The 22,964-nt window shown below is 44.0% G+C and carries 25 protein-coding genes; 21 read left to right on the forward strand and 4 right to left on the reverse strand.

The features are described 5' to 3' along the window. Nucleotides 1–286: 286 nt before the first annotated feature. Complete coding sequence (locus ACMX2I_RS09810) at nt 287–1,159, reverse strand: YitT family protein (protein WP_087990521.1); 873 nt, start codon at nt 1,157–1,159, stop codon at nt 287–289. A 139-nt stretch (nt 1,160–1,298) separates the two neighbouring features. On the opposite strand from ACMX2I_RS09810, the gene ACMX2I_RS09815 reads away from it, so the two are divergent. From ACMX2I_RS09815 to ACMX2I_RS09900, 18 genes are all read left to right on the forward strand, one after another. After that, nucleotides 1,299–1,634, forward strand: coding sequence for a nucleotide pyrophosphohydrolase (locus tag ACMX2I_RS09815; protein ID WP_039074303.1), 336 nt, complete (start codon nt 1,299–1,301; stop codon nt 1,632–1,634). Nucleotides 1,635–1,645: 11 nt separating this feature from the next. Further along, nucleotides 1,646–2,449, forward strand: a complete 804-nt coding sequence (gene dapB, locus ACMX2I_RS09820) for a 4-hydroxy-tetrahydrodipicolinate reductase (RefSeq protein WP_148961492.1) — start codon at nt 1,646–1,648, stop codon at nt 2,447–2,449. 15 nt (nt 2,450–2,464) lie between these two features. Next, on the forward strand, nt 2,465–2,878 hold the full coding sequence (gene mgsA, locus ACMX2I_RS09825; protein ID WP_414956798.1) for a methylglyoxal synthase: 414 nt from the start codon (nt 2,465–2,467) through the stop codon (nt 2,876–2,878). Then, nucleotides 2,871–3,581 (forward strand): bacillithiol biosynthesis deacetylase BshB1, encoded by a 711-nt coding sequence (gene bshB1, locus ACMX2I_RS09830; protein ID WP_087990518.1) that lies wholly within the window; start codon nt 2,871–2,873, stop codon nt 3,579–3,581. The genes mgsA and bshB1 overlap by 8 nt, the downstream gene beginning before the upstream one ends. Beyond that, nucleotides 3,578–4,711 carry an N-acetyl-alpha-D-glucosaminyl L-malate synthase BshA gene (gene bshA, locus ACMX2I_RS09835; RefSeq protein WP_289347591.1) on the forward strand — a complete coding sequence of 378 codons (1,134 nt, stop codon included), beginning with the start codon at nt 3,578–3,580 and terminating at the stop codon, nt 4,709–4,711. Before bshB1 ends, bshA begins: the two co-directional genes overlap by 4 nt. Before the next feature lie 4 nt (nt 4,712–4,715). After that, nucleotides 4,716–5,909 carry a CCA tRNA nucleotidyltransferase gene (locus ACMX2I_RS09840; protein ID WP_414956799.1) on the forward strand — a complete coding sequence of 398 codons (1,194 nt, stop codon included), beginning with the start codon at nt 4,716–4,718 and terminating at the stop codon, nt 5,907–5,909. Continuing rightward, nucleotides 5,894–6,871 carry a biotin--[acetyl-CoA-carboxylase] ligase gene (locus tag ACMX2I_RS09845; RefSeq protein ID WP_414956800.1) on the forward strand — a complete coding sequence of 326 codons (978 nt, stop codon included), beginning with the start codon at nt 5,894–5,896 and terminating at the stop codon, nt 6,869–6,871. Before ACMX2I_RS09840 ends, ACMX2I_RS09845 begins: the two co-directional genes overlap by 16 nt. A 244-nt stretch (nt 6,872–7,115) precedes the next feature. After that, nucleotides 7,116–7,949 (forward strand): 3-methyl-2-oxobutanoate hydroxymethyltransferase, encoded by an 834-nt coding sequence (gene panB, locus ACMX2I_RS09850; RefSeq protein ID WP_414956801.1) that lies wholly within the window; start codon nt 7,116–7,118, stop codon nt 7,947–7,949. Nucleotide 7,950: 1 nt separating this feature from the next. After that, nucleotides 7,951–8,811, forward strand: a complete 861-nt coding sequence (gene panC, locus ACMX2I_RS09855; protein WP_333561923.1) for a pantoate--beta-alanine ligase — start codon at nt 7,951–7,953, stop codon at nt 8,809–8,811. A gap of 1 nt (nt 8,812) precedes the next feature. Further along, complete coding sequence (gene panD / locus ACMX2I_RS09860; RefSeq protein ID WP_087990512.1) at nt 8,813–9,196, forward strand: aspartate 1-decarboxylase; 384 nt, start codon at nt 8,813–8,815, stop codon at nt 9,194–9,196. A 125-nt stretch (nt 9,197–9,321) separates the two neighbouring features. Then, entirely contained in the window at nt 9,322–12,117 is a 2,796-nt protein-coding gene (gene dinG, locus ACMX2I_RS09865) for an ATP-dependent DNA helicase DinG (RefSeq protein WP_414956802.1), read from the forward strand. Nucleotides 12,118–12,259: 142 nt separating this feature from the next. After that, nucleotides 12,260–12,430, forward strand: coding sequence for a YpmA family protein (locus ACMX2I_RS09870; protein WP_003225588.1), 171 nt, complete (start codon nt 12,260–12,262; stop codon nt 12,428–12,430). Between the two features lie 8 nt (nt 12,431–12,438). Continuing rightward, nucleotides 12,439–12,924: a cell wall elongation/penicillin-binding protein regulator TseB gene (tseB, locus tag ACMX2I_RS09875; protein ID WP_087990510.1), complete on the forward strand. Its 486-nt coding sequence runs from the start codon at nt 12,439–12,441 to the stop codon at nt 12,922–12,924. 22 nt (nt 12,925–12,946) lie between these two features. Next, complete coding sequence (aspB, locus tag ACMX2I_RS09880; protein WP_414956803.1) at nt 12,947–14,128, forward strand: aspartate transaminase AspB; 1,182 nt, start codon at nt 12,947–12,949, stop codon at nt 14,126–14,128. A gap of 143 nt (nt 14,129–14,271) precedes the next feature. Beyond that, nucleotides 14,272–15,564, forward strand: coding sequence for an asparagine--tRNA ligase (gene asnS, locus ACMX2I_RS09885; protein WP_289349107.1), 1,293 nt, complete (start codon nt 14,272–14,274; stop codon nt 15,562–15,564). Nucleotides 15,565–15,658: 94 nt separating this feature from the next. Continuing rightward, a complete protein-coding gene (dnaD, locus tag ACMX2I_RS09890) occupies nt 15,659–16,357 on the forward strand; it encodes a DNA replication protein DnaD (RefSeq protein WP_333561927.1) in 699 nt (232 codons plus the stop codon). A gap of 18 nt (nt 16,358–16,375) precedes the next feature. Beyond that, entirely contained in the window at nt 16,376–17,035 is a 660-nt protein-coding gene (gene nth, locus ACMX2I_RS09895) for an endonuclease III (protein WP_289347585.1), read from the forward strand. Then, nucleotides 17,032–17,526, forward strand: a complete 495-nt coding sequence (locus ACMX2I_RS09900; protein ID WP_087990506.1) for a YpoC family protein — start codon at nt 17,032–17,034, stop codon at nt 17,524–17,526. Before nth ends, ACMX2I_RS09900 begins: the two co-directional genes overlap by 4 nt. A 73-nt stretch (nt 17,527–17,599) precedes the next feature. Here ACMX2I_RS09900 and ACMX2I_RS09905 read toward each other — a convergent pair whose 3' ends face one another. Together ACMX2I_RS09905 and recU are read right to left on the reverse strand one after the other, a co-directional pair. After that, nucleotides 17,600–20,326: a PBP1A family penicillin-binding protein gene (locus ACMX2I_RS09905; RefSeq protein WP_414956804.1), complete on the reverse strand. Its 2,727-nt coding sequence runs from the start codon at nt 20,324–20,326 to the stop codon at nt 17,600–17,602. A gap of 21 nt (nt 20,327–20,347) precedes the next feature. After that, complete coding sequence (gene recU, locus ACMX2I_RS09910) at nt 20,348–20,968, reverse strand: Holliday junction resolvase RecU (RefSeq protein ID WP_414956805.1); 621 nt, start codon at nt 20,966–20,968, stop codon at nt 20,348–20,350. 40 nt (nt 20,969–21,008) lie between these two features. Between recU and ACMX2I_RS09915 the strand changes: the two genes are divergently transcribed. After that, nucleotides 21,009–21,971, forward strand: a complete 963-nt coding sequence (locus ACMX2I_RS09915) for a DUF2515 domain-containing protein (RefSeq protein ID WP_414956806.1) — start codon at nt 21,009–21,011, stop codon at nt 21,969–21,971. Between the two features lie 24 nt (nt 21,972–21,995). Here the strand turns inward: ACMX2I_RS09915 and sspM are convergent, their stop codons facing one another. Beyond that, the gene (gene sspM / locus ACMX2I_RS09920) at nt 21,996–22,100 is read right to left on the reverse strand and encodes an acid-soluble spore protein SspM (RefSeq protein WP_003225606.1); all 105 of its coding nucleotides are present in this window, start codon (nt 22,098–22,100) and stop codon (nt 21,996–21,998) included. Nucleotides 22,101–22,298: 198 nt separating this feature from the next. Here sspM and ACMX2I_RS09925 point away from each other — a divergent pair, with 198 nt between their 5' ends. Together ACMX2I_RS09925 and ACMX2I_RS09930 are read left to right on the forward strand one after the other, a co-directional pair. Then, entirely contained in the window at nt 22,299–22,544 is a 246-nt protein-coding gene (locus ACMX2I_RS09925) for a DUF5446 family protein (protein ID WP_087990502.1), read from the forward strand. 45 nt (nt 22,545–22,589) lie between these two features. Continuing rightward, on the forward strand, nt 22,590–22,961 hold the full coding sequence (locus ACMX2I_RS09930) for a YppE family protein (protein ID WP_148961924.1): 372 nt from the start codon (nt 22,590–22,592) through the stop codon (nt 22,959–22,961). Nucleotides 22,962–22,964: the final 3 nt, after the last annotated feature.

Genomic DNA, 22,964 nt, shown 5'->3' on the forward strand with positions numbered 1-22,964 from the left:
GCATGAGGGGCGGCAGCTGCCTCAGCGTGTCGGCAAACCCTCGCATTCGTTGTCAGTCCTGCGCGTTGGTGCTCGCGTAAAAAAAGATCAGCGGCTAAAAGCTAGAGCGCCCTGCTCAGACGCCGCTGTCACCGCATCCTGCGGAAGCCTGCTCCAATGCTCGTCCTTCCTAGACTTCAAAGGTTTTCAATCACGCTGAAAAGATGACAAAATCCTAAAACGAAAGTCGTTTTAGGATTTTGTCAACAATCTGAGGCGGCGGCAGCCGCCTTTTTATAATTAAATGTCAGCGGGGAAGCGGATTTTTATTTTCATCAAGCGTAAATCCTTCTCCGAGCACATCGTGGACATCGCTTACCGCCACAAAGGCATGAGGATCAACGGAGTTAATCACACTTTTCAGCATCACCAATTCGTTTTTCGGCACCACACAATAAAGGACATCTATATCCTCTTTTGTATAGGAACCCTGTCCTTTCAAAATGGTGACGCCTCGTTCCATTTCTTCAAGAATCTTTTTCTGAATCCGGTCGTTTTTCGATGAGATGATCGTAGCGCCTTTAGCAGTGTAGCCGCCTTCCTGAATAAAATCAATGAGTTTTGCAGCTACAAATACAGCCACCAGGGTATACATCGCTTCTTTATAGGAGAGATAAGTAAGCAAAGACAAAATGATGACACAGGCATCGAAAGCAAACATCGTTCTGCCCATCGGAATTCCAAAATACTTATTGACTAAACGGGCGATAATATCAACCCCGCCTGTCGTTCCACCGAACTTAAATATAATTCCTAATCCGGCTCCGATAAACACGCCGGCAAATAAAGCAGCGAGCGCTAAATCATGCTGAAGAGGCATATGTATTTCATATCGCTGAAAGATGCTGAGGAACAAAGACAAGGCGACAGTGCCAACAAGGGTATAAACAAACATAGTCCTGCCAAGTAAACGCCAGCCGATAAAAAAGATCGGGATGTTCAAAACCAGGTTCGAGATAGAGGGGCTGATATGGAAAAGGGCATAAAGCAAAAGTGTAATACCTGTAAAACCGCCCTCAGCCAGATTGTTCTGCATATTGAAATGAACCAAGCCGAATGAAAAAATTGCCGCTCCGATTAAAATGAAAAATATGTTTTTTAATCTAATTTCTCCAAGCATCACACAAAACCCCTTTTCCTTCCATTGGATAGCGTTTATATTATAGTGGATGAAAAAGAAAACAGCAAACGTGCTTAAACATTTGTCAAACGTATCTGAATTAGCTAACATGTAAGAGGATGATAGGAGGTTTCGTGCAGTGAGTGAGAAAACAATGAAAGACATACAGGCTGAGGTAGACCGTTACATTGGCCAATTTAAAGAAGGATATTTCAGCCCGCTTGCCATGATGGCAAGGCTGACCGAAGAACTGGGCGAGCTTGCCAGAGAAGTCAATCATCGTTATGGAGAAAAACCAAAAAAAGCGACTGAAGATGATAAAAGCATGGAAGAGGAAATGGGCGACGTGCTGTTTGTGTTGGTTTGTTTAGCCAACTCACTTGATATTTCATTAGAGGAAGCCCACGACCGAGTGATGTATAAATTTAATACGAGAGATAAAGATCGCTGGACTAGAATAGAAGAAGGAAAGTAGAGGAGATCATGATGTCAAACGAAACAATTAAAGTAGTCATTGCAGGGCCGCGTGGAAGAATGGGGCAGGAAGCTGTGAAATTGGCGGAGCGAACACCTCAGTTTGACCTTGTTGGGGCCATTGACCATACATACGACCGGCAAAAATTATCTGATGTGATGTCTGTTGAGTCAGAGGCTCTGATTTACACAGATATCCATGCCTGCTTTACAGAAACACAGCCGGATGTCTTAATTGATTTAACAACCCCTGAAATTGGGAAAATACATACAAAAATTGCATTAGAGTACGGAGTTCGTCCTGTTGTCGGAACGACCGGTTTCTCAGAAGATGATTTAAAAGAGCTCACGTCTCTAACAGAAGAGAAGGGAATCGGAGCCATCATCGCTCCAAACTTTGCACTTGGTGCGGTGCTGATGATGAAATTTTCGAAAATGGCTGCCAACTACTTTGAGGATGTAGAAATTATTGAGCTTCACCATGACCAAAAGCTTGACGCACCGAGCGGAACTGCACTTAAAACAGCGGAAATGATTTCAGAAGTCCGTAAAGAAAAACAACAAGGACATCCCGATGAAAAAGAAATTCTCCCAGGAGCAAGAGGAGCGGAGCAAAACGGTATCCGCTTGCACAGCGTGCGTCTTCCGGGGCTGATCGCACATCAGGAAGTCATGTTCGGCATGGATGGCCAAACGCTTCAGATCCGCCACGATTCCTATAACCGCGCTTCTTTCATGTCAGGTGTTAAACTGTCAGTCGAACAAGTCATGAAGATTGACCAGCTTGTGTATGGATTAGAAAATATCATTGATTAGACAGGGGGATAAATGATGAAAATTGCTTTGATCGCGCATGACAAGAAAAAACAGGATATGATTCAATTCACGACTGCCTATCGGAATATTTTAAGGCATCACGACCTATACGCAACCGGAACAACGGGGTTGAAAATTCAAGAGGCGACAGGTCTTCAAATTGAACGTTTTCAATCCGGCCCTTTAGGGGGAGACCAGCAAATCGGCGCACTGATCGCAGCCAATGTACTCGACCTTGTCATTTTTTTGCGCGACCCGCTGACCGCGCAGCCGCATGAACCGGATGTCTCGGCATTAATCCGGTTATGTGACGTGTATTCCATTCCGCTCGCCACAAATATGGGTACCGCGGAGATTCTTGTCCGCACCCTTGATGAAGGTGTTTTCGAATTCCGCAATCTTCTTAGGGGAGAAGAGCCGAATGTATAATGCTGACGTTCTTGCTTTTGGCGCCCACAGTGATGATGTCGAGATCGGAATGGGCGGCACAATCGCAAAGTTTGTCAAACAAGGAAAAAAAGTAATGATATGCGATTTGACCGAAGCGGAACTCTCTTCAAACGGAACGGTCAGTTTACGTAAAGAAGAAGCAGCTGAAGCAGCCCGTATATTAGGCGCAGAAAAAAGAATGCAGCTGACGCTTCCAGACCGCGGCCTGATGATGAGTGATCAGGCCATTCGGGCGATTGTCAGTGTGATCAGAACCTGCCGGCCAAAAGCAGTTTTTATGCCATATAAAAAGGATCGCCATCCGGATCACGGCAATGCCGCTGCACTGGTGGAAGAAGCAATCTTTTCCGCAGGAATCCATAAATATAAAGATGAAAAGAGCCTTCCCGCGCATAAAATAAGCAAGGTTTACTACTATATGATAAATGGTTTTCATCAGCCTGATTTTGTCATTGATATATCGAATACAATAGAGGCCAAGAAACAAAGCCTTAATGCCTACAAAAGCCAGTTTATACCGTCAAAGGATTCAGTTTCAACTCCTCTGACGAATGGCTATATCGAGATCGTTGAAGCGAGAGAAAAGCTTTACGGTAAAGAAGCGGGTGTGGAGTATGCCGAGGGTTTCTTTTCCAAACGGATGCTGTTGCTCGATCATGATGTGCTTGGGGGCGAACAATGAAAAAACTAAAAATAGGGATCACATGTTATCCGAGCGTCGGAGGCTCAGGTATCATTGCGACAGAACTGGGGAAGCAGCTTGCTGAAAAAGGACATGAAATCCATTTTATCACATCAAGCATCCCGTTTAGACTGAATACATATCACCCCAATATTCATTTTCATGAGGTTGAGGTTAATCAATATGCTGTTTTTAAGTATCCGCCGTATGATTTGGCATTGGCAAGCAAAATTGCTGAGGTGGCGGAACGGGAGAATTTAGACATTATACATGCTCACTACGCTCTCCCGCATGCGGTTTGCGCCTATCTAGCAAAGCAGATGCTGAAACGTAATATCGGCATTGTGACAACTTTGCACGGCACGGATATTACGGTGCTGGGCTATGACCCGTCTCTAAAAGATCTTATCCGTTTTGCCATTGAGGCATCAGACAGGGTGACCGCTGTCTCCTCAGCGCTTGCAGCTGAAACGTACGATTTAATTAAACCGGAGAAAAAAATCGAAACGATTTATAACTTTATAGATGAGCGCGTGTATTTGAAGAAAAACAATGCGGCGATTAAAGAGAAACATGGTATTTTACCAGACGAAAAAGTCGTCATCCATGTGTCTAACTTCAGAAAGGTCAAACGCGTGCAGGATGTCATCCGCGTGTTCCGGAATATCGCCGGCAAAACGAAAGCCAAGCTGCTTTTAGTCGGGGACGGCCCGGAGAAGTCGACGGCCTGTGAGCTTGTCAGAAAATATGGATTGGAAAACCAAGTCTTAATGCTTGGAAATCAAGACCGTGTTGAGGAGCTTTATTCTATTAGCGATCTGAAACTGCTGCTGTCCGAAAAAGAAAGCTTCGGACTTGTCCTGCTTGAAGCGATGGCTTGCGGAGTGCCTTGTATCGGAACAAACACTGGCGGTATCCCGGAGGTTATTAAAAACAGTGTGAGCGGATTTTTGGTGGATGTCGGCGACGTTGCAGCCGCAACAGCCTGCGCGATGCGTATTTTAGAAGATGAACAGCTAAGCAAGGGTTTTACAAAGGCGGCAATGGAAATGCTAAAAAATGAATTTTCTTCACAAAAAATTGTCAGCCAGTATGAACAGATTTATGCCGATTTAGCAGAACCGGAGTGATCATATGGAACAAGTTTTTATCAAAGCGCTTCCCGTGCTCCGCACCTTAATTGAAGCGGGCCACCAGGCTTATTTTGTGGGAGGCGCAGTTCGAGACAGCTATATGAAACGAACGATCGGAGATGTCGATATTGCGACTGATGCGGCACCGGATCAAGTAGAACGGCTGTTTCAGCGGACGGTTGATGTAGGAAAAGAGCACGGGACCATTATTGTGCTCTGGGAAGATGAAACCTATGAAGTCACGACATTCCGGACTGAATCAGAGTATGAGGATTATAGAAGACCTTCAGAAGTGAACTTTATCACATCATTAGAAGAGGATTTGAAACGCAGGGATTTGACGATTAATGCGATGGCCATGACAACGGAAGGTCAAGTGCTTGATTATTTTGGCGGCAAGAAAGATATTGATCAGAAGTTGATTCGAACCGTCGGAAGGCCCAAGGACAGATTTCAAGAGGATGCGCTTCGCATGCTGAGAGCCGTACGTTTTATGAGCCAGCTTGGCTTTACGCTTTCACTGGAAACAGAAGAAGCGATTACGAAGGAAAAAACACTCTTATCCCATGTTTCAGTTGAACGAAAAACAATAGAGTTCGAGAAACTGCTAAAGGGAAGAGCGTCCCGCCAGGCGCTTCAAACACTCATTCAAACGGGGTTGTACGAAGAACTGCCTGGTTTTTATCATAAACGAGAGAACCTGCTTGCGGCGAGTGAGTTTTCGTTTGACTCTTTAACATCCCGTGAGGAGCTTTGGGCGGCGCTTTTAATTGATCTTGAAATAAATTTGAAAGAAGCGCCGCTTTTCCTGAAAGCATGGAAGCTTCCGGGAAAAGTAATGAAGGAAGCCATTCACATTGCCTATACGTTTGGCCAGAGCCTTGACGCTATGTCAATGTACAAGGCTGGGGAAAAAGCACTTCTTTCAGCGGCCAGAATATCACAGCTTCGGCAAAACGAAAAACTAGATAAAGAAAAATTGAAGGACATCCAAAACGCTTATCAAAGCCTGCCGATTAAAAGCCTTAAGGATCTTGATATCACGGGTAAGGATTTGCTTGCGCTGCGAAACCGGCCTGCCGGACAATGGGTGTCGGAAGAATTAAAGCGGATTGAGCAGGCTGTTTTGACGGGAAAGCTCTCCAATCAAAAGAAGCACATAGAGGAGTGGCTGAAGACATGCGGTCAACATTAAGAAAAGATCTTATTGAATTATTTTCTCAGGCTGGAAATGAATTTATTTCCGGCCAAAAAATCAGTGACGCCCTCGGCTGTTCCAGAACTGCTGTGTGGAAGCATATTGAAGAGCTTCGGAAAGAGGGCTATGAAGTAGAAGCTGTTAGAAGAAAAGGATATCGTCTCATCAAAAAGCCCGGGAAACTCAGTGAAAGTGAAATTCGCTTCGGACTGAAAACGGAAGTGATGGGCCAGCACCTTATTTATCATGACGTTCTATCAAGCACGCAAAAAACGGCGCATGAGCTTGCAAATAATAACGCAGCAGAGGGCACTCTCGTCGTGGCTGATAAACAAACAGCCGGCAGGGGGCGAATGTCAAGGGTATGGCATTCCCAAGAGGGAAACGGTATTTGGATGAGCCTGATTTTACGGCCTGACATTCCGCTCCAAAAAACACCGCAGCTCACATTACTTGCTGCAGTAGCTGTTGTGCAGGGAATAGAAGAGGCAGCAGGCATCCAAACGGATATAAAATGGCCTAATGATATTTTGATTAACGGAAAAAAAACAGTCGGCGTCTTAACAGAAATGCAGGCCGAGGAAGACCGGGTACGTTCGGTCATCATCGGGATTGGCATTAACGTCAATCAGCAGTCGGATGATTTTCCAGATGACCTGAAGGACATTGCGACAAGCCTCAGCCAAGCCGCCGGAGAAAAAATTGACCGGGCCGGTGTCATCCAGCATATCTTGCTTACCTTTGAAAAACGGTACCGGGATTATATGACGCACGGTTTTACGCCGATTAAGCTTTTATGGGAAAGCTACGCGCTGGGAATCGGCTCTAATATGAGGGCCAGAACATTAAATGGAACATTTTACGGGAAGGCGTTAGGTATAGATGATGAAGGTGTTCTTCTTTTAGAAACGAAGGAAGGCATTAAAAAAATCTATTCTGCCGATATAGAATTAGGTTAATGTGTTGGTACAAGCCCGTTGATTTTGGTATACTTCCATTGGGCAGTATCGCCTGCGAACTGCACCTATTATAAAAATAGATTGACATTGCAGCAGTCTGCCTTGATCCAAAAAAGGACTGGGACAGAGGGATGAAACTCGCCGAACTTTAGAAAGTGAAGAATCCTTCTCGTGTAACGGAAGGTTTTTTGGCTTGTATAAGAAAACGGCAGCTCATCTCCTCTAAACATGAGGAGGAGAAAACATGAAAACAAAACTCGATTTTCTAAAAATGAAGCAGACTGAAGAACCGATTGTGATGCTGACCGCTTATGATTATCCGGCAGCTAAACTTGCTGAACAAGCGGGAGTTGACATGATTTTAGTCGGTGATTCACTCGGAATGGTCGTCCTCGGACTTGATTCAACTGTCGGCGTGACAGTTGCGGACATGATCCATCATACAAAAGCCGTTAAAAGGGGCGCGCCAAATACATTTATCGTAACGGATATGCCGTTTATGTCTTATCACCTGTCCAAGGAGGATACGCTGAAAAATGCAGCGGCTATCGTTCAGGAAAGCGGAGCCGACGCACTGAAGCTTGAAGGCGGAGAAGGCGTGTTTGAATCCATTCGCGCATTGACGCTTGGGGGCATTCCGGTAGTCAGTCACTTAGGCCTGACACCGCAGTCAGTCGGTGTATTGGGTGGATATAAAGTACAGGGCAAAGACGAACAAAGCGCCAAAAAATTAATAGAAGACAGTATAAAATGCGAAGAAGCAGGAGCTATGATGCTTGTGCTGGAATGTGTGCCTGCAGAACTCACAGCCAAAATTGCCGAGATGCTAAGCATACCTGTCATCGGAATCGGTGCCGGTGAGAAAGCGGACGGACAAGTTCTCGTTTATCATGATATTATCGGCCACGGTGTAGAGAGAACACCTAAATTTGTAAAGCAATATACGCGAATTGACGAAACAATCGAAACAGCAATCAGCGGATATGTCCAGGATGTAAGACATCGTGCTTTCCCTGAACAAAAACATTCCTTTCAAATGAATCAGACAGTGCTGGACGGCTTGTACGGAGGAAAATAATATGAGACAGATTACAGATATTTCACAGCTGAAAGAAGCCATAAGACAATACCAGTCAGAGGGGAAGTCAATCGGATTTGTTCCGACAATGGGCTTTCTGCATGAGGGGCATTTAACCTTGGCAGACAAAGCAAGACAAGAAAATGACGCCGTCGTTATGAGTATTTTTGTGAATCCTGCGCAATTCGGTCCTAATGAAGATTTTGAGGCATATCCGCGCGATATTGAGCGGGATGCGGGCCTTGCAGATAACGCAGGCGTCGATATTCTTTTTACGCCTAGTGCCCATGATATGTATCCTGGCGAAAAGAATGTCACGATTCACGTCGAAAGACGAACGGATGTTTTATGCGGACGCTCAAGAGAAGGACATTTTGACGGTGTTGCAATTGTACTGACGAAGCTGTTCAATCTTGTGCAGCCGACCCGCGCCTATTTCGGTTTAAAGGATGCACAGCAGGTGGCGGTTGTTGATGGCTTAATCAGCGATTTCTTCATGGATATTGAACTGGTTGCTGTCGATACAGTCAGAGAGGAAGACGGCTTAGCCAAAAGCTCCCGCAATGTGTACTTAACTGCTGAGGAAAGAAAAGAAGCGCCTAAGCTGTATCGGGCCCTTCAAACAAGTGCGGAGCTGATCAGAGCCGGCGAAAGAGACCCTGAAGCGGTGATAAAAGCTGCGAAAGAAATCATTGAAACGACAAGCGGCACCATTGACTATGTGGAGCTTTATTCCTATCCGAAACTCGAGCCTGCGGACAAAATGGAAGGAAAGGTCATTCTGGCTGTTGCAGTTGCTTTTTCAAAAGCGCGTTTAATAGATAATATCATTATTGATATTCGAGAAATGGAGAGAATATAATATGTATCGTACGATGATGAGCGGCAAGCTTCACAGGGCAACCGTTACGGAAGCAAATCTGAACTATGTGGGAAGCATTACAATTGATGAAGATCTTATTGATGCAGTGGGAATGCTTCCTAATGAAAAAGTGCAAATTGTGAATAATAATAATGGAGCGCGTCTGGAAACGTATATTATTCCTGGTGAACGCGGAAGCGGCGTCATCTGCTTAAACGGTGCAGCCGCACGCCTTGTGCAGGTAGGAGATAAGGTTATTATCATTTCCTACAAAATGATGTCTGATCAAGATGCGGCAAGCCACGAGCCAAAAGTGGCTGTTCTGAATGATCAAAACAAAATTGAACAAATGCTGGGGAACGAACCAGCCCGTACAATGTTGTAGAAGAAAAGCCCCCTTTATCGGGGGTTTTCTTTTAAGATTTTGAGAGTAAAACGGTTTTGCCGCTCCATTTCCGTACAAAACGTGTTACACTTTTGTCGTATGCAAGAATTGAGGTGTCCATTTTAATGAATAAGCAACGGTTCGTTGTTATAGATGTAGAAACAACAGGGAATTCGCCGAAGAAAGGCGATAAAATCATACAAATCGCAGCGGTTGTAATTGAAAATGGACAAATTACTGAGCGGTTTTCAAAATACATTAATCCAAATAAATCCATTCCTGCTTTCATTGAGCAGCTTACAGGAATCTCCAATCAAATGGTAGAGCATGAACAGCCGTTTGAGGCTGTCGCTGAGGAAGTGTTTCATTTGCTTGACGGCGCTTATTTTGTCGCCCACAATATCCATTTCGACCTTGGATTTGTCAAGTATGAGTTACATAAGGCGGGCTTTCAGCTCCCAGATTGTGAAGTGCTGGATACTGTCGAACTCTCCCGTATTGTTTTTCCGGGGTTTGAAGGGTATAAGCTGACCGAATTAAGCGAGGAGCTTCAACTGCGGCATGATCAGCCGCACCGGGCTGACAGCGACGCTGAAGTGACAGGGCTTATTTTTTTGGAAATCCTTGAAAAGCTGCGGCAGCTTCCTGATCCGACATTAAAACAGTTAAGAAGACTTTCGCAGCATTTTATCAGTGATCTGACGCATTTGTTGGATATGTTCATTTATGAAAACAAACATACCGAAATACCCGGCTATGCGCGCTTTTCTTCCTTTTCTGTCAGAGAACCTGAAACGATCGATGAACGTGTCCATGAAGACGGAAACTTCTCATTTGAGATGGAAAATTGGGAAGCGGGCAATGAAAAAGCGCTGTCTGCGTTAATGCCCGGTTATGAAAAAAGAGACGGCCAAATGATGATGATCAAAGAGGTGGCTGAAGCGTTTGCCAATCGTGAGCATGCGCTGATTGAAGCTCCTCCGGGAATCGGAAAAACGATTGGCTACCTCATTCCGGCTGCGCTTTTTGCCAAGAAATCAAAAAAACCGGTCATTATCAGCACGTATTCAACGCTTTTACAGCAGCAGATTTTGACAAAGGATTTGCCGATTGTCCAAGATCTGTTTCCATTTCCGGTAACAGCGGCGATTTTAAAAGGACAATCGCATTATTTATGCCTGTATAAATTCGAGCAGGTGCTTCATGAAGAAGATGATAATTATGATGCCGTATTGACAAAGGCACAGCTCCTCGTTTGGCTGACTGAGACAAACACAGGAGATGTAGCTGAACTGAATCTGCCTTCAGGCGGAAAATTGCTGTGGGACAGATTGGCTTATGACGATGGCTCCTATAAAAGAAGTCGCCATGAGAGTGTGACCGGGTTTTATGAGCGTGCCAAGGAGATTGCCATGCGTTCCGATTTGGTGATTACCAACCATTCCCTTTTGCTGACCGATGAAGGCAGCCAGAAAAAAAGACTCCCTGAAAGCGGCACATTTATTATCGATGAAGCCCATCATTTTGAACGTGCGGCAAGCGAACATTTAGGAAAAAGAGCCACGTATATAGAATTGCATTCTAAATTGAACAGAATCGGCACTCTGAAGGAACAGGGGCTTCTAAAAAAGATGAGACAGCTATTTCAGCGAAACAGCCTGCCCGTTGATTCTTTTTTCGAATTGGAAGAGTGGATTCAGCACATCCAAGCAGAAAGTGATGCTTTCTTCAGCTCTGTGCATTCTTTTGTCAAACGAAGAAAACCTAAAGAAGACTTAAACCGTCTAGTCTATAAGGTGAACAAAGAAAGCCAAGATAAAAGCTGGCCTATTTTAACGGATGGAGCAGAGAGGCTTTGTTCCATGCTGACACATTTGCAGCAGCTTTTTGAGGCACAGTCGGCTCTGATGGAAAAACATCTGACGAGTATGAAGAGCAAAACCGCTTATTTAGCCGATGAATATCAAAGAGTCATGAAAGGCTTGCAGCATTACTGTCTAACGTTGCAGAAGCTGTTCTTCGAGTCTGATGAAGATGAAGCGGTTTGGGTTGAAATAGACGCAAAGGGAGCAAAAAACGCAGTGGCCATTTACGCACAGCCGCTTGAACCTGGTGAACTCCTGGCTGATCAGTTTTTCGCGCGCAAAAACAGTGTGGTGCTGACATCTGCAACCCTTACTGTCGAAGATTCATTTCAATTTATGATTGAACGTCTGGGACTGGATGACTTTTTCCCGCGAACAATGAGAATTGAGTCGCCTTTTTCTTACGATGAGCGCATGCGGGTGATGATTCCAAAAGAAATGAAAACAATTCAAGATACAGGGCAAACTGAATTTATACAGGATACGGCCCGTTATATTGAACTGATGGCAAAGGAAAAACAGCCCAAAATCCTTGTGCTGTTTACGTCTCATGATATGCTGAAAAAGGTTCATCAGGAGCTGAAGCAAGCGATGAGTGCTTCCGGCATTCAGCTCTTGGCGCAAGGAATTTCAGGCGGAAGTCCAGGCAAACTGATGAAAACTTTTAAAACATCCAATCAGGCGATCTTGCTTGGTACAAATCACTTTTGGGAAGGCGTTGATTTTCCTGGTGATGAGCTGACAACGGTAATGATCGCAAGGCTTCCATTCCGGTCCCCTGATCATCCGCTTCATGCTGCGAAATGTGAGCTTGCCCGAAAACAAGGGCGGAATCCGTTTCAAACAGTATCACTTCCGGAAGCTGTGCTGACCTTCAGGCAAGGAATCGGCCGTTTGCTGCGGACAGCGGGAGACAAAGGGACGATTGTCATATTGGACAGACGGATTAAAACGGCAGGTTATGGCCGGTTGTTTCTTGATGCCCTGCCGACAACTTACGTATCCGAAATGACTGACAGCGAGCTTGAGGCTTACGTTGCAGGGGAAAATGAATAAAAGCCGCATAAAGCGGCTTTTGCGGTGTGGGAGTAGGATGGTGTTTTATTTAAAAGCGGTTTTGCCGCTCTGTGATACTAGTATGGCGTGTCCTGAAATGGAGTATGACTAACAATATTTGTTCAAACTGGAGGATGAAAAAATGGAAAGCAAAATCGAGATTCTTTCAACAATTAATGTAGAGCATTCTGATGACCTTTATAAAATTGTAGACACACTGAATCGGACACTGAAAAGAGATAATCTGATGTTCGGCCTTGCGCTGGATGAAGAAAACAAAAACCAAGCCGTTTTTACCATTTATCGTACGTAGGTGAGAAGATGAGAAAAAAAGCATTAATATTTACCGCCATTTTTGGTATTATTTTTTTAGCAGTACTTCTTGTCTCGGCAAGCATTTATAAATCAGCCATGGCACAAAAGGAAGAGGGGCACGAAGCAGCAGCTGCTGAAGCTAAAAAAGAAACCGATCTCGCCAACGTTGATCAAGTCGAAACATTTGTCGGAAAAGAAAAATATTATGTTGTAAAGGGAACGGACAAAAAAGGAAGCAAATTATATGTCTGGGTTCCTGCCGATAAAAAAGCAAAAATTCTCTCAAAAGAAGCAAAAGAGGGAATCTCCGAAGACAAAGCGGCGAAAATCATACAGGATGAAGGACTGGTTTCAAAGCAAAAAGAGGTTCATCTGGCAAGAGAGGGAAATGTCCTGCTTTGGGAAGTAACGTACTTAGACAAAGAAGGTCAATACAGTTTAAGTTATGTGGACTTTACAACTGGAAAGATTCTCAAAAATATGACGCCTTAAGACGAATTAGGGGGAGTTCAAGTTGAAACTGGCAAAAAGAGTATCCGCATTAACACCGTCTACCACACTGGCAATCACAGCAAAAGCGAAAGAACTGAAAGCGGCAGGCCATGATGTTATCGGCCTAGGGGCAGGCGAACCCGACTTTAATACACCGCAGCACATCATTGATGCCGCTGTACGTTCTATGAACGAAGGCCATACGAAGTACACGCCTTCAGGTGGTCTGGCTGAACTCAAAAACAGCATTGCAGAGAAATTTAAACGTGACCAGAATATTGAATACAAACCGTCTCAAATGATTGTCTGCACAGGTGCCAAACATGCGCTGTACACCCTTTTCCAAGTGATTTTGGATGAAGGAGATGAAGTCATTATTCCAACACCTTACTGGGTGAGCTACCCGGAGCAGGTGAAACTCGCTGGCGGAAAGCCTGTTTATGTAGAAGGGCTTGAGGAAAATCATTTCAAAATTTCTCCTGAACAGCTGAAATATGCGATCACGGAAAAAACAAAAGCGATCGTCATCAATTCTCCAAGCAACCCGACTGGCGTTATGTATACGGAAGACGAACTGGCGGCGCTCGGTGAAGTGTGCCTTGAACATGACATCCTGATTGTGTCTGACGAAATTTATGAAAAACTTACATACAGCGGAAAGAAACACGTTTCCATTGCACAGCTGTCTGACAGCCTGAAAGAGCAAACGGTTATTATTAACGGCGTGTCGAAGTCACACAGCATGACGGGCTGGAGAATCGGTTATGCGGCGGGGGCCGAAGACATTATTAAAGCAATGACTAACCTTGCAAGCCACAGCACGTCAAATCCGACATCAATCTCACAGTACGGAGCGATTGCTGCTTATAACGGGCCTTCTGAGCCGCTGGAAGAAATGAGAGAAGCGTTTGAACATAGATTAAACACGATCTATGCAAAGCTTTTAGAGATCCCCGGGTTTAGCTGTGTGAAGCCGGAAGGTGCTTTTTACTTGTTCCCGAATGCAAAAGAAGCAGCTCAAACTTGCGGTTTCAAAGATGTAGACGAATTTGTTAAAGCGCTTCTTGAGGAGGAAAAAGTTGCGATTGTTCCTGGCTCCGGGTTTGGCTCTCCTGATAATGTACGCCTTTCTTACGCAACATCTTTAGAACTTCTTGAAAAAGCGGTTGAGAGAATCAAACGTTTTGTAGAAAAACATAGCTAACAGATCAAAAAGCGGCTGACAGAAAAGCCGCTTTTTATCTGCATTGACCCGGCTAGTTAAGAGCGGGTATAATAAAGTGATGATAAAAGAGTTCGTGGGGCAATGGGCTTCCGAATGTCTTTCTTGTTTTGGAGGGAAATATGTTGAAAACAACAATCAACCAAGTGTATAAACACGTAGGTGAGGAAGTAACGATCGGAGCTTGGGTCGCTAATAAGCGTTCAAGCGGGAAAATCGCGTTTTTGCAGCTGCGGGACGGTACCGGCTTTATTCAAGGTGTCGTAGTCAAAGCGGAAGTGGAAGAAAGCATTTTCCAAACAGCTAAATCAGTGACGCAGGAAACGTCACTCTATATAAAAGGGATTGTCAAAGAGGACGAGCGTTCTCCGCTCGGTTATGAGCTAGCTGTGACAGGTATTGAAGTCATTCACGAAGCGACTGATTATCCAATTACGCCAAAAGAACACGGCACAGAATTCTTGATGGATCACAGACATTTATGGCTTCGTTCAAAACGCCAGCATGCCACCATGAAAATTCGTAATGAAATCATTCGCGCGACTTATGAATTTTTTAATAACGAAGGCTTCGTAAAAGTGGATCCGCCCATTCTGACTGGAAGCGCGCCTGAAGGAACAACAGAGCTCTTTGCGACAAAGTACTTTGAGGAAGATGCTTACCTGTCTCAAAGCGGCCAGCTCTACATGGAAGCTGCGGCAATGGCTTTAGGAAAAGTATTTTCCTTCGGGCCGACATTCAGAGCGGAAAAGTCTAAAACAAAACGCCACTTGATCGAATTCTGGATGATCGAACCGGAAATGGCGTTTGTACAATTTGAAGAAAACCTTCAAGTACAGGAAAATTACGTTTCTTTCATTGTGCAGTCGGTGCTTAAGAATTGCAAAATTGAATTAAACACATTAGGAAGAGACACATCAAAACTTGAGCAAATCAAAGCTCCGTTCCCAAGAATCACGTATGATGAAGCGATTGAGTTTCTAAAAGAAAAAGGCTATGACGATATCGAGTGGGGAGACGACTTCGGGGCGCCTCATGAAACAGCGATTGCGGAACACTATGACAAACCGGTTTTCATCACTCGCTACCCGACGTCCTTAAAACCATTCTATATGCAGCCGGCTTCTGACCGTGAGGATGTCGTGCTCTGCGCTGACCTGATTGCGCCGGAAGGATATGGAGAAATCATCGGCGGATCCGAACGGATTCACGATATGGAGCTTTTGGAAGCGCGCCTTAAAGAACATGGACTGGATTCTGACGCATATAAATGGTATGCTGAACTTAGAAAATATGGATCAGTTCCTCATTCAGGCTTCGGCCTTGGATTAGAGCGGACAGTAGCTTGGATCAGCGGAGCGCCTCACGTTCGTGAAACCATTCCGTTCCCAAGACTGTTAAACCGTCTATATCCATAATACATTCAAATGAAACAAGAAAAAGAGTCTCCTGCAAGGGAGACTTTTTACAGTAAAGGGGAAAACATGATCCTTTACAGTAAGAGGTGTGACGATGAAAAAACAGCAATTTATTGATATGCATGAACAGGGAACGTCAACAATCCCTAATCTTCTGCTTACGCATTATAAACAGCTCGGGCTTAACGAAACAGAACTTATTCTGCTCTTAAAAATTAAAATGCATTTAGAAAAAGGATCTTATTTTCCTACACCGAATCAGCTGCAAGAAGGGATGTCAATTTCTGTTGAAGAATGCACAAACAGATTGAGGATGTTTATTCAAAAAGGTTTTCTGTTTATTGAAGAATGTGAAGACCAAAACGGTATCAAATTTGAGAAATATTCTCTTCAGCCTTTATGGGGCAAGCTGTACGAGTATATACAGCTTGCACAGAATCAAACGCAGGAAAGAAAAGCAGAAGGGGAACAAAAAAGCCTTTATACCATTTTTGAGGAAGAGTTCGCAAGGCCGTTATCACCTTTGGAGTGTGAAACACTGGCCATTTGGCAGGATCAAGATCAGCATGACGCACAGCTGATCAAACACGCCTTAAAAGAGGCGGTACTGTCAGGGAAACTCAGTTTCCGCTACATTGACCGGATTTTGTTTGAGTGGAAGAAAAACGGGCTGAAAACTGTGGAGCAGGCAAAAATCCACAGCCAGAAATTCCGGCGGGTACAAACCAAGCAGACTGAACCGCAAAAAGAGTATAAAAGGCAAGTTCCTTTTTACAATTGGCTTGAACAATAAAGTGAAAAGGTGACAATCGTGTTAAATCTAAAACAAATTGAATTCTGTTTGGACAAGATAGGCGACATGTTTCCCCACGCAGAGTGTGAACTGGTTCATTCCAATCCTTTTGAATTAGTGGTGGCAGTCGCTTTATCTGCGCAATGTACAGATGCACTTGTAAACAGGGTGACCAAAACATTATTTCAAAAATATAAACAGCCGGAAGACTATCTGGCTGTTTCGCTGGAAGAACTTCAGCAGGATATTAAATCAATCGGTTTGTATCGTAATAAGGCAAAAAACATCCAAAAATTGAGTAAAATGATTATTGAGGATTACGGCGGAGAAGTGCCGAAAGACCGCGATGAGCTTGTCAAACTGCCTGGTGTCGGAAGAAAGACCGCCAACGTCGTAGTATCTGTTGCCTTTGGCGTGCCGGCCATAGCTGTAGACACCCATGTGGAGAGAGTCAGCAAACGTTTGGGAATCTGCCGGTGGAAAGACTCGGTGCTGGAAGTGGAAAAGACGCTGATGCGCAAGGTGCCAAAAGAAGACTGGTCTGTTACCCATCACCGGCTTATTTTCTTCGGCAGATATCACTGTAAGGCCCAGTCTCCGCGCTGTGCGGAATGTCCGCTGCTGTCTTTGTGCAGAGAAGGGCAGAAGAGAGATAAAAAAGGACTGGTGAAACGATGACGCAAGCGAAAGACGTATTGGCTTCCTATGAGCAGTACTTAAGCAGTCTTGGCCAGATGAACTCCCTGGATATATCAGAAGCCTTGAGAATCAACCCTGTGTATGTTGACCTCTGTTTGGAATCTCAAGGTGTTTTGCCATGGGAAGACAGCGGCAAGTACGTTCCGCTTTTATTTGAAGTGTGGGAAGACATTAAAGAATCACTTCTCCCAGTCTTTCAAACACGAAAATCGAGATGTGACCAAAATGACATGCTGAAGGGCATTGTATGTTTGCTCGCTTCGTTCCACTGGACAGCGGGTGAGCGGGTAAAATCGCTCGATTGGCCAGAACTGACGGAAAAATCATTTCCCGTGAAGCCAATCAATTGGCCTGAACGAGTAGAATTTATTCTTCTAAAGCCGACTCAATACCATTGCTTTATTCAGCTTGATGAGCTATTTGCTGAAATGAAAAAGCATTTTTATAAATACCATGCGATGAATCGCTAAAACCTCCCCTTAAAAGGGGAGGTTTTTTATGATGAAGAAAAAGCCATCACCCAATAGAGTGACGGCTTTTTGTTTAATTTGCTTTTTCAGTTGATGATGAATTCGTTTGTGTTTTGTCAGATGTGTTTGTTTTGTTTTTATTTGTATCAGAGCCTGATGAATCATTTGTGTCTGAGTTCGAATCACCATCCGACGTACCCTGATTGTTGCTGTTATCGTTGGTTTGGTCTTGATTGCTGTTGTCGGACGGATTGGTGTTCGGGTTGTCTTGTTTTTTGTCTTGATCGTTCGTTGAATCATCTGTCTGATCTTGATCTGTCTGACTGTCATCTGTTTGCGAATCATCAGTCTGTGTATCATCCTGAGATTTATCTTCATCTTGCTTTTCATCATCGGTTTTCTCTTCGTCGTCTTTATCTTCTTCATCCTCAGCCTTCGGCACTTCATACGAAGTGGCGGCTGTATCGCTGCGGACATCGTCGCTGATGGCTGTTACTTGGAATTTATACACAGATCCAGGCTGCACACCGGATATGACGGCTTCTTTTGCAGAACTGTTCTGAATCTCTGAGTAGCTGCCGCCATCGACAGACTGCTTCACTTCGAAGGTGGCATCACCGTCATATTTCCAGCTTAATGTCAGAGATTGATTGTCTTTATCATATTTCACGTTTAAGCCAGTCGGTTTATCTGTTTCTTCTTTTTCATACGTTTTAGAAACAGTGGAAGGGGCAGTGCCTTTGACAAAGTACTCCGTGAGCTTTTTATCGCTTGGCGTATTCGGCCCTGCCAGTTTTGCCGGGTTAGAGCCTTTTTCTACAGTGGCTTCAACTACGCTGTCAGGCTTCTCAAACGATCCGCTTCCGTCATCGACATCGGCAATGAGCTGGGCGAAGATTCGTTTTGCGACTTTTTGCTCTTCAGCAGAAAGTGATTTCTTTCCAGCATCGTTTTCTTCCATACCCGTCCAGACGGCTGCTGTATATTGCGGTGTGTAACCGACAAACCAAGAATCTCGGGCACCGCCGCTTGCGATATTGTACCTTTGGACTTCACTTTCATCAAAGTTTGTAGTCCCGGTTTTACCGGCTACTTCTATCCCAGGTACTTGAGCGAGCTGTCCTGTACCTGTCTTAACAGCTGTTTTCAGCATATCTGTAATCATAAACGCAGTATAGTCACTCATTGCTGACTTTGATTTCGGTGTTAAATCAAGCTTCGTGCCATCGTTGAATTCGATGGATTTTACAAAATGCGGTTCATTATATGTTCCGTTATTTCCAAACGCACTGTATGCGCCTGCCATTGTCAGAGGAGAAACACCATCGTCTCCACCAAAACCGCCAATTGAGTAGGCCTCTGGTACATTATCCTTTGTTAATCCCAGTCCAAGTCCATTTGCAAAGTCTACAGCAGTATCTTTACCAGCTGCCTGGAATGCTTTTAAGGCTGGTATATTTCTAGATTGTGCAAGTGCATAACGCATAGAGATAGGCCCTAGATATTTACGGTCCCAATCACGGATTGGTTTTCCGTTAGAATAAGTGTAAGCTGAGTCATCAATTTGTTCATACGTAGACCATTTTTTGTTTTCAATAACTGGACCGTAGTCTAAAATCGGCTTTATGGTCGAACCAGGCTGTGCCTTAGTTTGAGTTGCATAGTTAAAGCCTCCGACAGGCTGATTGCGCCCAGCACCAATCGCGCGGACTTCTCCGTTTTTTGTATCGAGAAGGGTAACGCCGCCCTGCATGCCTTCAGTAAATCCGACGGTGTCTCCGTCCATTAATTCATCTAGTTTGTCTTGTGCTTTTGTATCTAATGTCGTATAAATTTTTAATCCGTCAGTTCCTGGATTGACATCAGATTTTTCTTCAATTTCTTTCATGACTTCTTCAACAAAGGCGCTGTATTTGTTTGAATTATTTTTTTCATATTCTTTTTGTGACACAATGCCTTCGTCTTTCATCGCGACATTTTTGGCTTTATTATATTCAGAATCAGAAATAAATCCTTGCTTTTTCATCAGACTGAGTACGATGTTCCGTCTTTTTTCCGATTTATCAGGGTTTTTAACGGGATTGTACGCTGTCGGGCTTTGCGGCATGCCCGCAAGTGTCGCCGCTTGTTCCACAGTCAATTTGCTTAAATCTGTGACGCCGAAAAATTCTTCCGCCGCTTTTCCGATTCCATATGCTCTAGGAGAAAAATAAATCCGGTTTAAATACATTTCTAAAATTTCGTCTTTAGAGTAATTGCGCTCTAGCTGAATCGAAAGCCACACTTCCTGTACCTTCCGTTTCAGCGTCTTCTGATGAGAAAGAAGGGAGTTCTTGACGACCTGCTGGGTGATCGTACTTCCGCCTTCAGCTCCGAAACCGTCTGTAAAGTTGGCGACTAAGGCGCCTCCGATACGGACAGGGTCAATCCCGTGGTGTTCATAAAAACGGGCGTCCTCTGTCGCAATAAAAGCTTCTTTTACAGTATCAGGAATTTCATCTATTGAGACGTAGGTCCGCTTTTCGGAGCCGTATTCAGCGATCTCTTCTCCATTTCTATCATATATTGTCGAAGAATAAGGCGTCTTTAATTTGTTTTCGTCAAGTTTTGGCGCATCGGAAACCATGACAGCAAATGTGACGGCACCGCCGACTACACCTAAAACAAACAGAATGAGTAAAGTAAAAAGGGTCTTTTTAAACCATCCGCCTTTTTTTCGTTTCTTGCCTTTTTTCGGTGAAGGACTCGATTTGCTGTTCGCTTTTCGTCGAGCTTCACGGCTGTTAAATTGATCTGACATAACATCTCAACCTTTCGTTAATCAACCTTTCGCACTAGATGACGGCGAAAAATAAAGCTGTTCAATAATACTAATATAATCAATTCTAGGTGCGTATCCAAGAGAAATCGGATAAGCCGCTTCCGCTAATTCATCTTTTCGAATTGATTTTCTGCCGTTTTTTTCTTTTCTGTCCCAGAAATCCAACAGTTTATCGGCTTCCAAAAAATAAACCTGGTCGAAAGCGGATATAATAACAAAACAAATGCCGTCTTGAGCCATTACCTGCTTCATATGCTCGATTTGATGGTCATGAAAATTCTGCAGGGGGAAAGAGGTCTTGTTTTTCGTTTCTTTCGCCTCAAAATCAATATACCGCCCTTTGTAAATCCCGTTATAATCTGTTGTCGATGATTGTTTAAAGTAAGCTTCTTTAATCACCGCGGCGCTTCTTTTTGGATAATGGACATTTACAATTTGAACAGGTGTCGGCTTTTTGTGTATAACGGCAATTTGGTTTGTCAGATAATACTTATTCGTTTCGTTTAAGTCATCTTCGAGGGTCATTCCGCGATTACTGTAGGACGGGGCCCTTTTCTGACTGTTTTGGGATGAAACCGAATGTTTCGGCTGAAACGTTTTTCCGTTAGGATACCGAATCACTTTCTCATCCTCCTTATTAAACTATTCGTGACGGAAGTGAATGTACGTGCAAGAACAACAGGCCATCAGAAAGCTTCTTAGCCGGATTGAACGGCAGACAAAAGCAAAAAACGCAGATAACATTTCAAGAACGAACGCATATAAAGCATTTTATGACTGTCATCCGGAAATCAAATGGTCGCTCTTAGCATCTTTTGTTTCTCGCAATGCCGGCTGGTCAATGACTGACTTAAAAGGCAGTCTGTTTCAGCTTGGACTCCATGAGAGACAGCAAAAGTGGTTCTTTTTAGCCTATGAAAGAGCGAACTGGCTTATTTTTTCGGATGCCTATCCGCAGCTTCTTTTGTACCACTGGTCAAAAAAAATCGGGAAACCGCTGTTCCATCATCTCCATATGTTTGGCGTCTCGCAATTTATGACGGAAGAATGGGCCCATTTTTGGCATGAGCGAAACACCGAGCGGCTGATGTATGCCCTCATTGTAAATGAACAAAACACTATCCAAACACCTATTATACAAAATCCTTCGTTTAAAAAGAACGTTTTTGACACGATTCCTTTTTATTTAAGTGACTGGTTTCATTTTAACACCGTTATTTTTCCTTCTTCAGACGGGTTTCTTTACGGCATTTCAGTGAAACGCTTTTCAAAGACAGAGGAAAGGATAAGGCTGGGAAAGCAGCTGTCTCAATTGCTGTTCAGCCCCGAATTATTCTCCTCTTTTTATCACTTTTTGCACACAGTGCCACACACAGGCTCCCGTTTTGATATGGAAAAAATGATCGGGATCACAAAAAGAACATCTCCTATGTTAAGGACATGCTACCCTGAGTTCATCCACTCATTAGACGGAAAGAAAACGGATTGGTTTCATGGAAAGATCAAGAAAGCGTTCTTTAGACGTGAGGAATTGCCGAAGCAGATTGAATTGACAGACTGGTATCTGCATAAAAAACGCCAGCTTCATGCGCTTTTTGCAGTCGAGCATTGGCTGAAAAAATAAAGAAGCAAGGAATTTCCTTGCTTCTTACGTAGAAGGGCGGTTCGGGCCGCCTAATTTTTTATCTAAAGAATCGATTGCTTTTGATTCAGTCTTTTTTTGCTGGCCGGCTTTTTTCGGTCTGGTTTTCATACGGCACCTCCTCACAAGTATCGTTTGCATTAAGGGGGAGGATCATACAATTTTTGCGGTTGTTTTTGTCGAAAACTTCAGCTTTCCGTGGAAAACCTGTTTGTTTGGCGATTTTCTTCTAGTTTTGTCATGAGGAAGGAAAGAGACTGAAGAGCAAAGAATCTTAACCGGGAGAGACGAGGAAAGGGAGGTACACGAATGTCCGGTTACGTAAGCAAGACAGATATTCTCCGTATGCTTTCTGATATAGAAGATGAATTAACCCGAGCCGACCAAAGCCTGAACCATTCCTTAAACGCATGGGAGGCTGAGATGCGGGAAAAGGAAAACGATCGCCTGAGTGTGCTGGAAGAAGAAATCATGGACCTTCATATTTGTATAAATGAGCTGCATCAATCACCTGAACACAGGTATGCATTTGAAAAGGTATACCGCATCGGCTGAATTTGCGGGTGAAATTTGGTACGATATTCATTGAGGTGAAGGATGTTGCAATCACAAACATTGCTGGAAATGACCGAGCAAATGATTGAAGCTGCTGAAAATGGCGCTGATCGATACCAGGAAGGAAAAGACAAGAATCTTTCATATGATTTTTTTGAGACGATAAAGCCTGCAGTTGAAGAGAATGATGATCTGGCGGCTCGCTGGGCCCAAGGGGCGCTTGAATTGGTAAAAGCCCGCCGTCCGAAATATGTGCACAGAGAGCAAATTGAGACCGTAAAGGACAATTTCCTGGAATTGGTCCTTCAATCATATGTTCATCATATTCATAAAAAACGATTCAAGGACATCACTGAGTCAGTCCTTTATACATTGCACGCGGTAAAGGATGAAATTGCAAGAAAAGACAGCCGGTAAAGG

This window comes from Bacillus sp. SW14, assembly GCF_047608225.1.
Classification (GTDB): domain Bacteria; phylum Bacillota; class Bacilli; order Bacillales; family Bacillaceae; genus Bacillus; species Bacillus subtilis_G.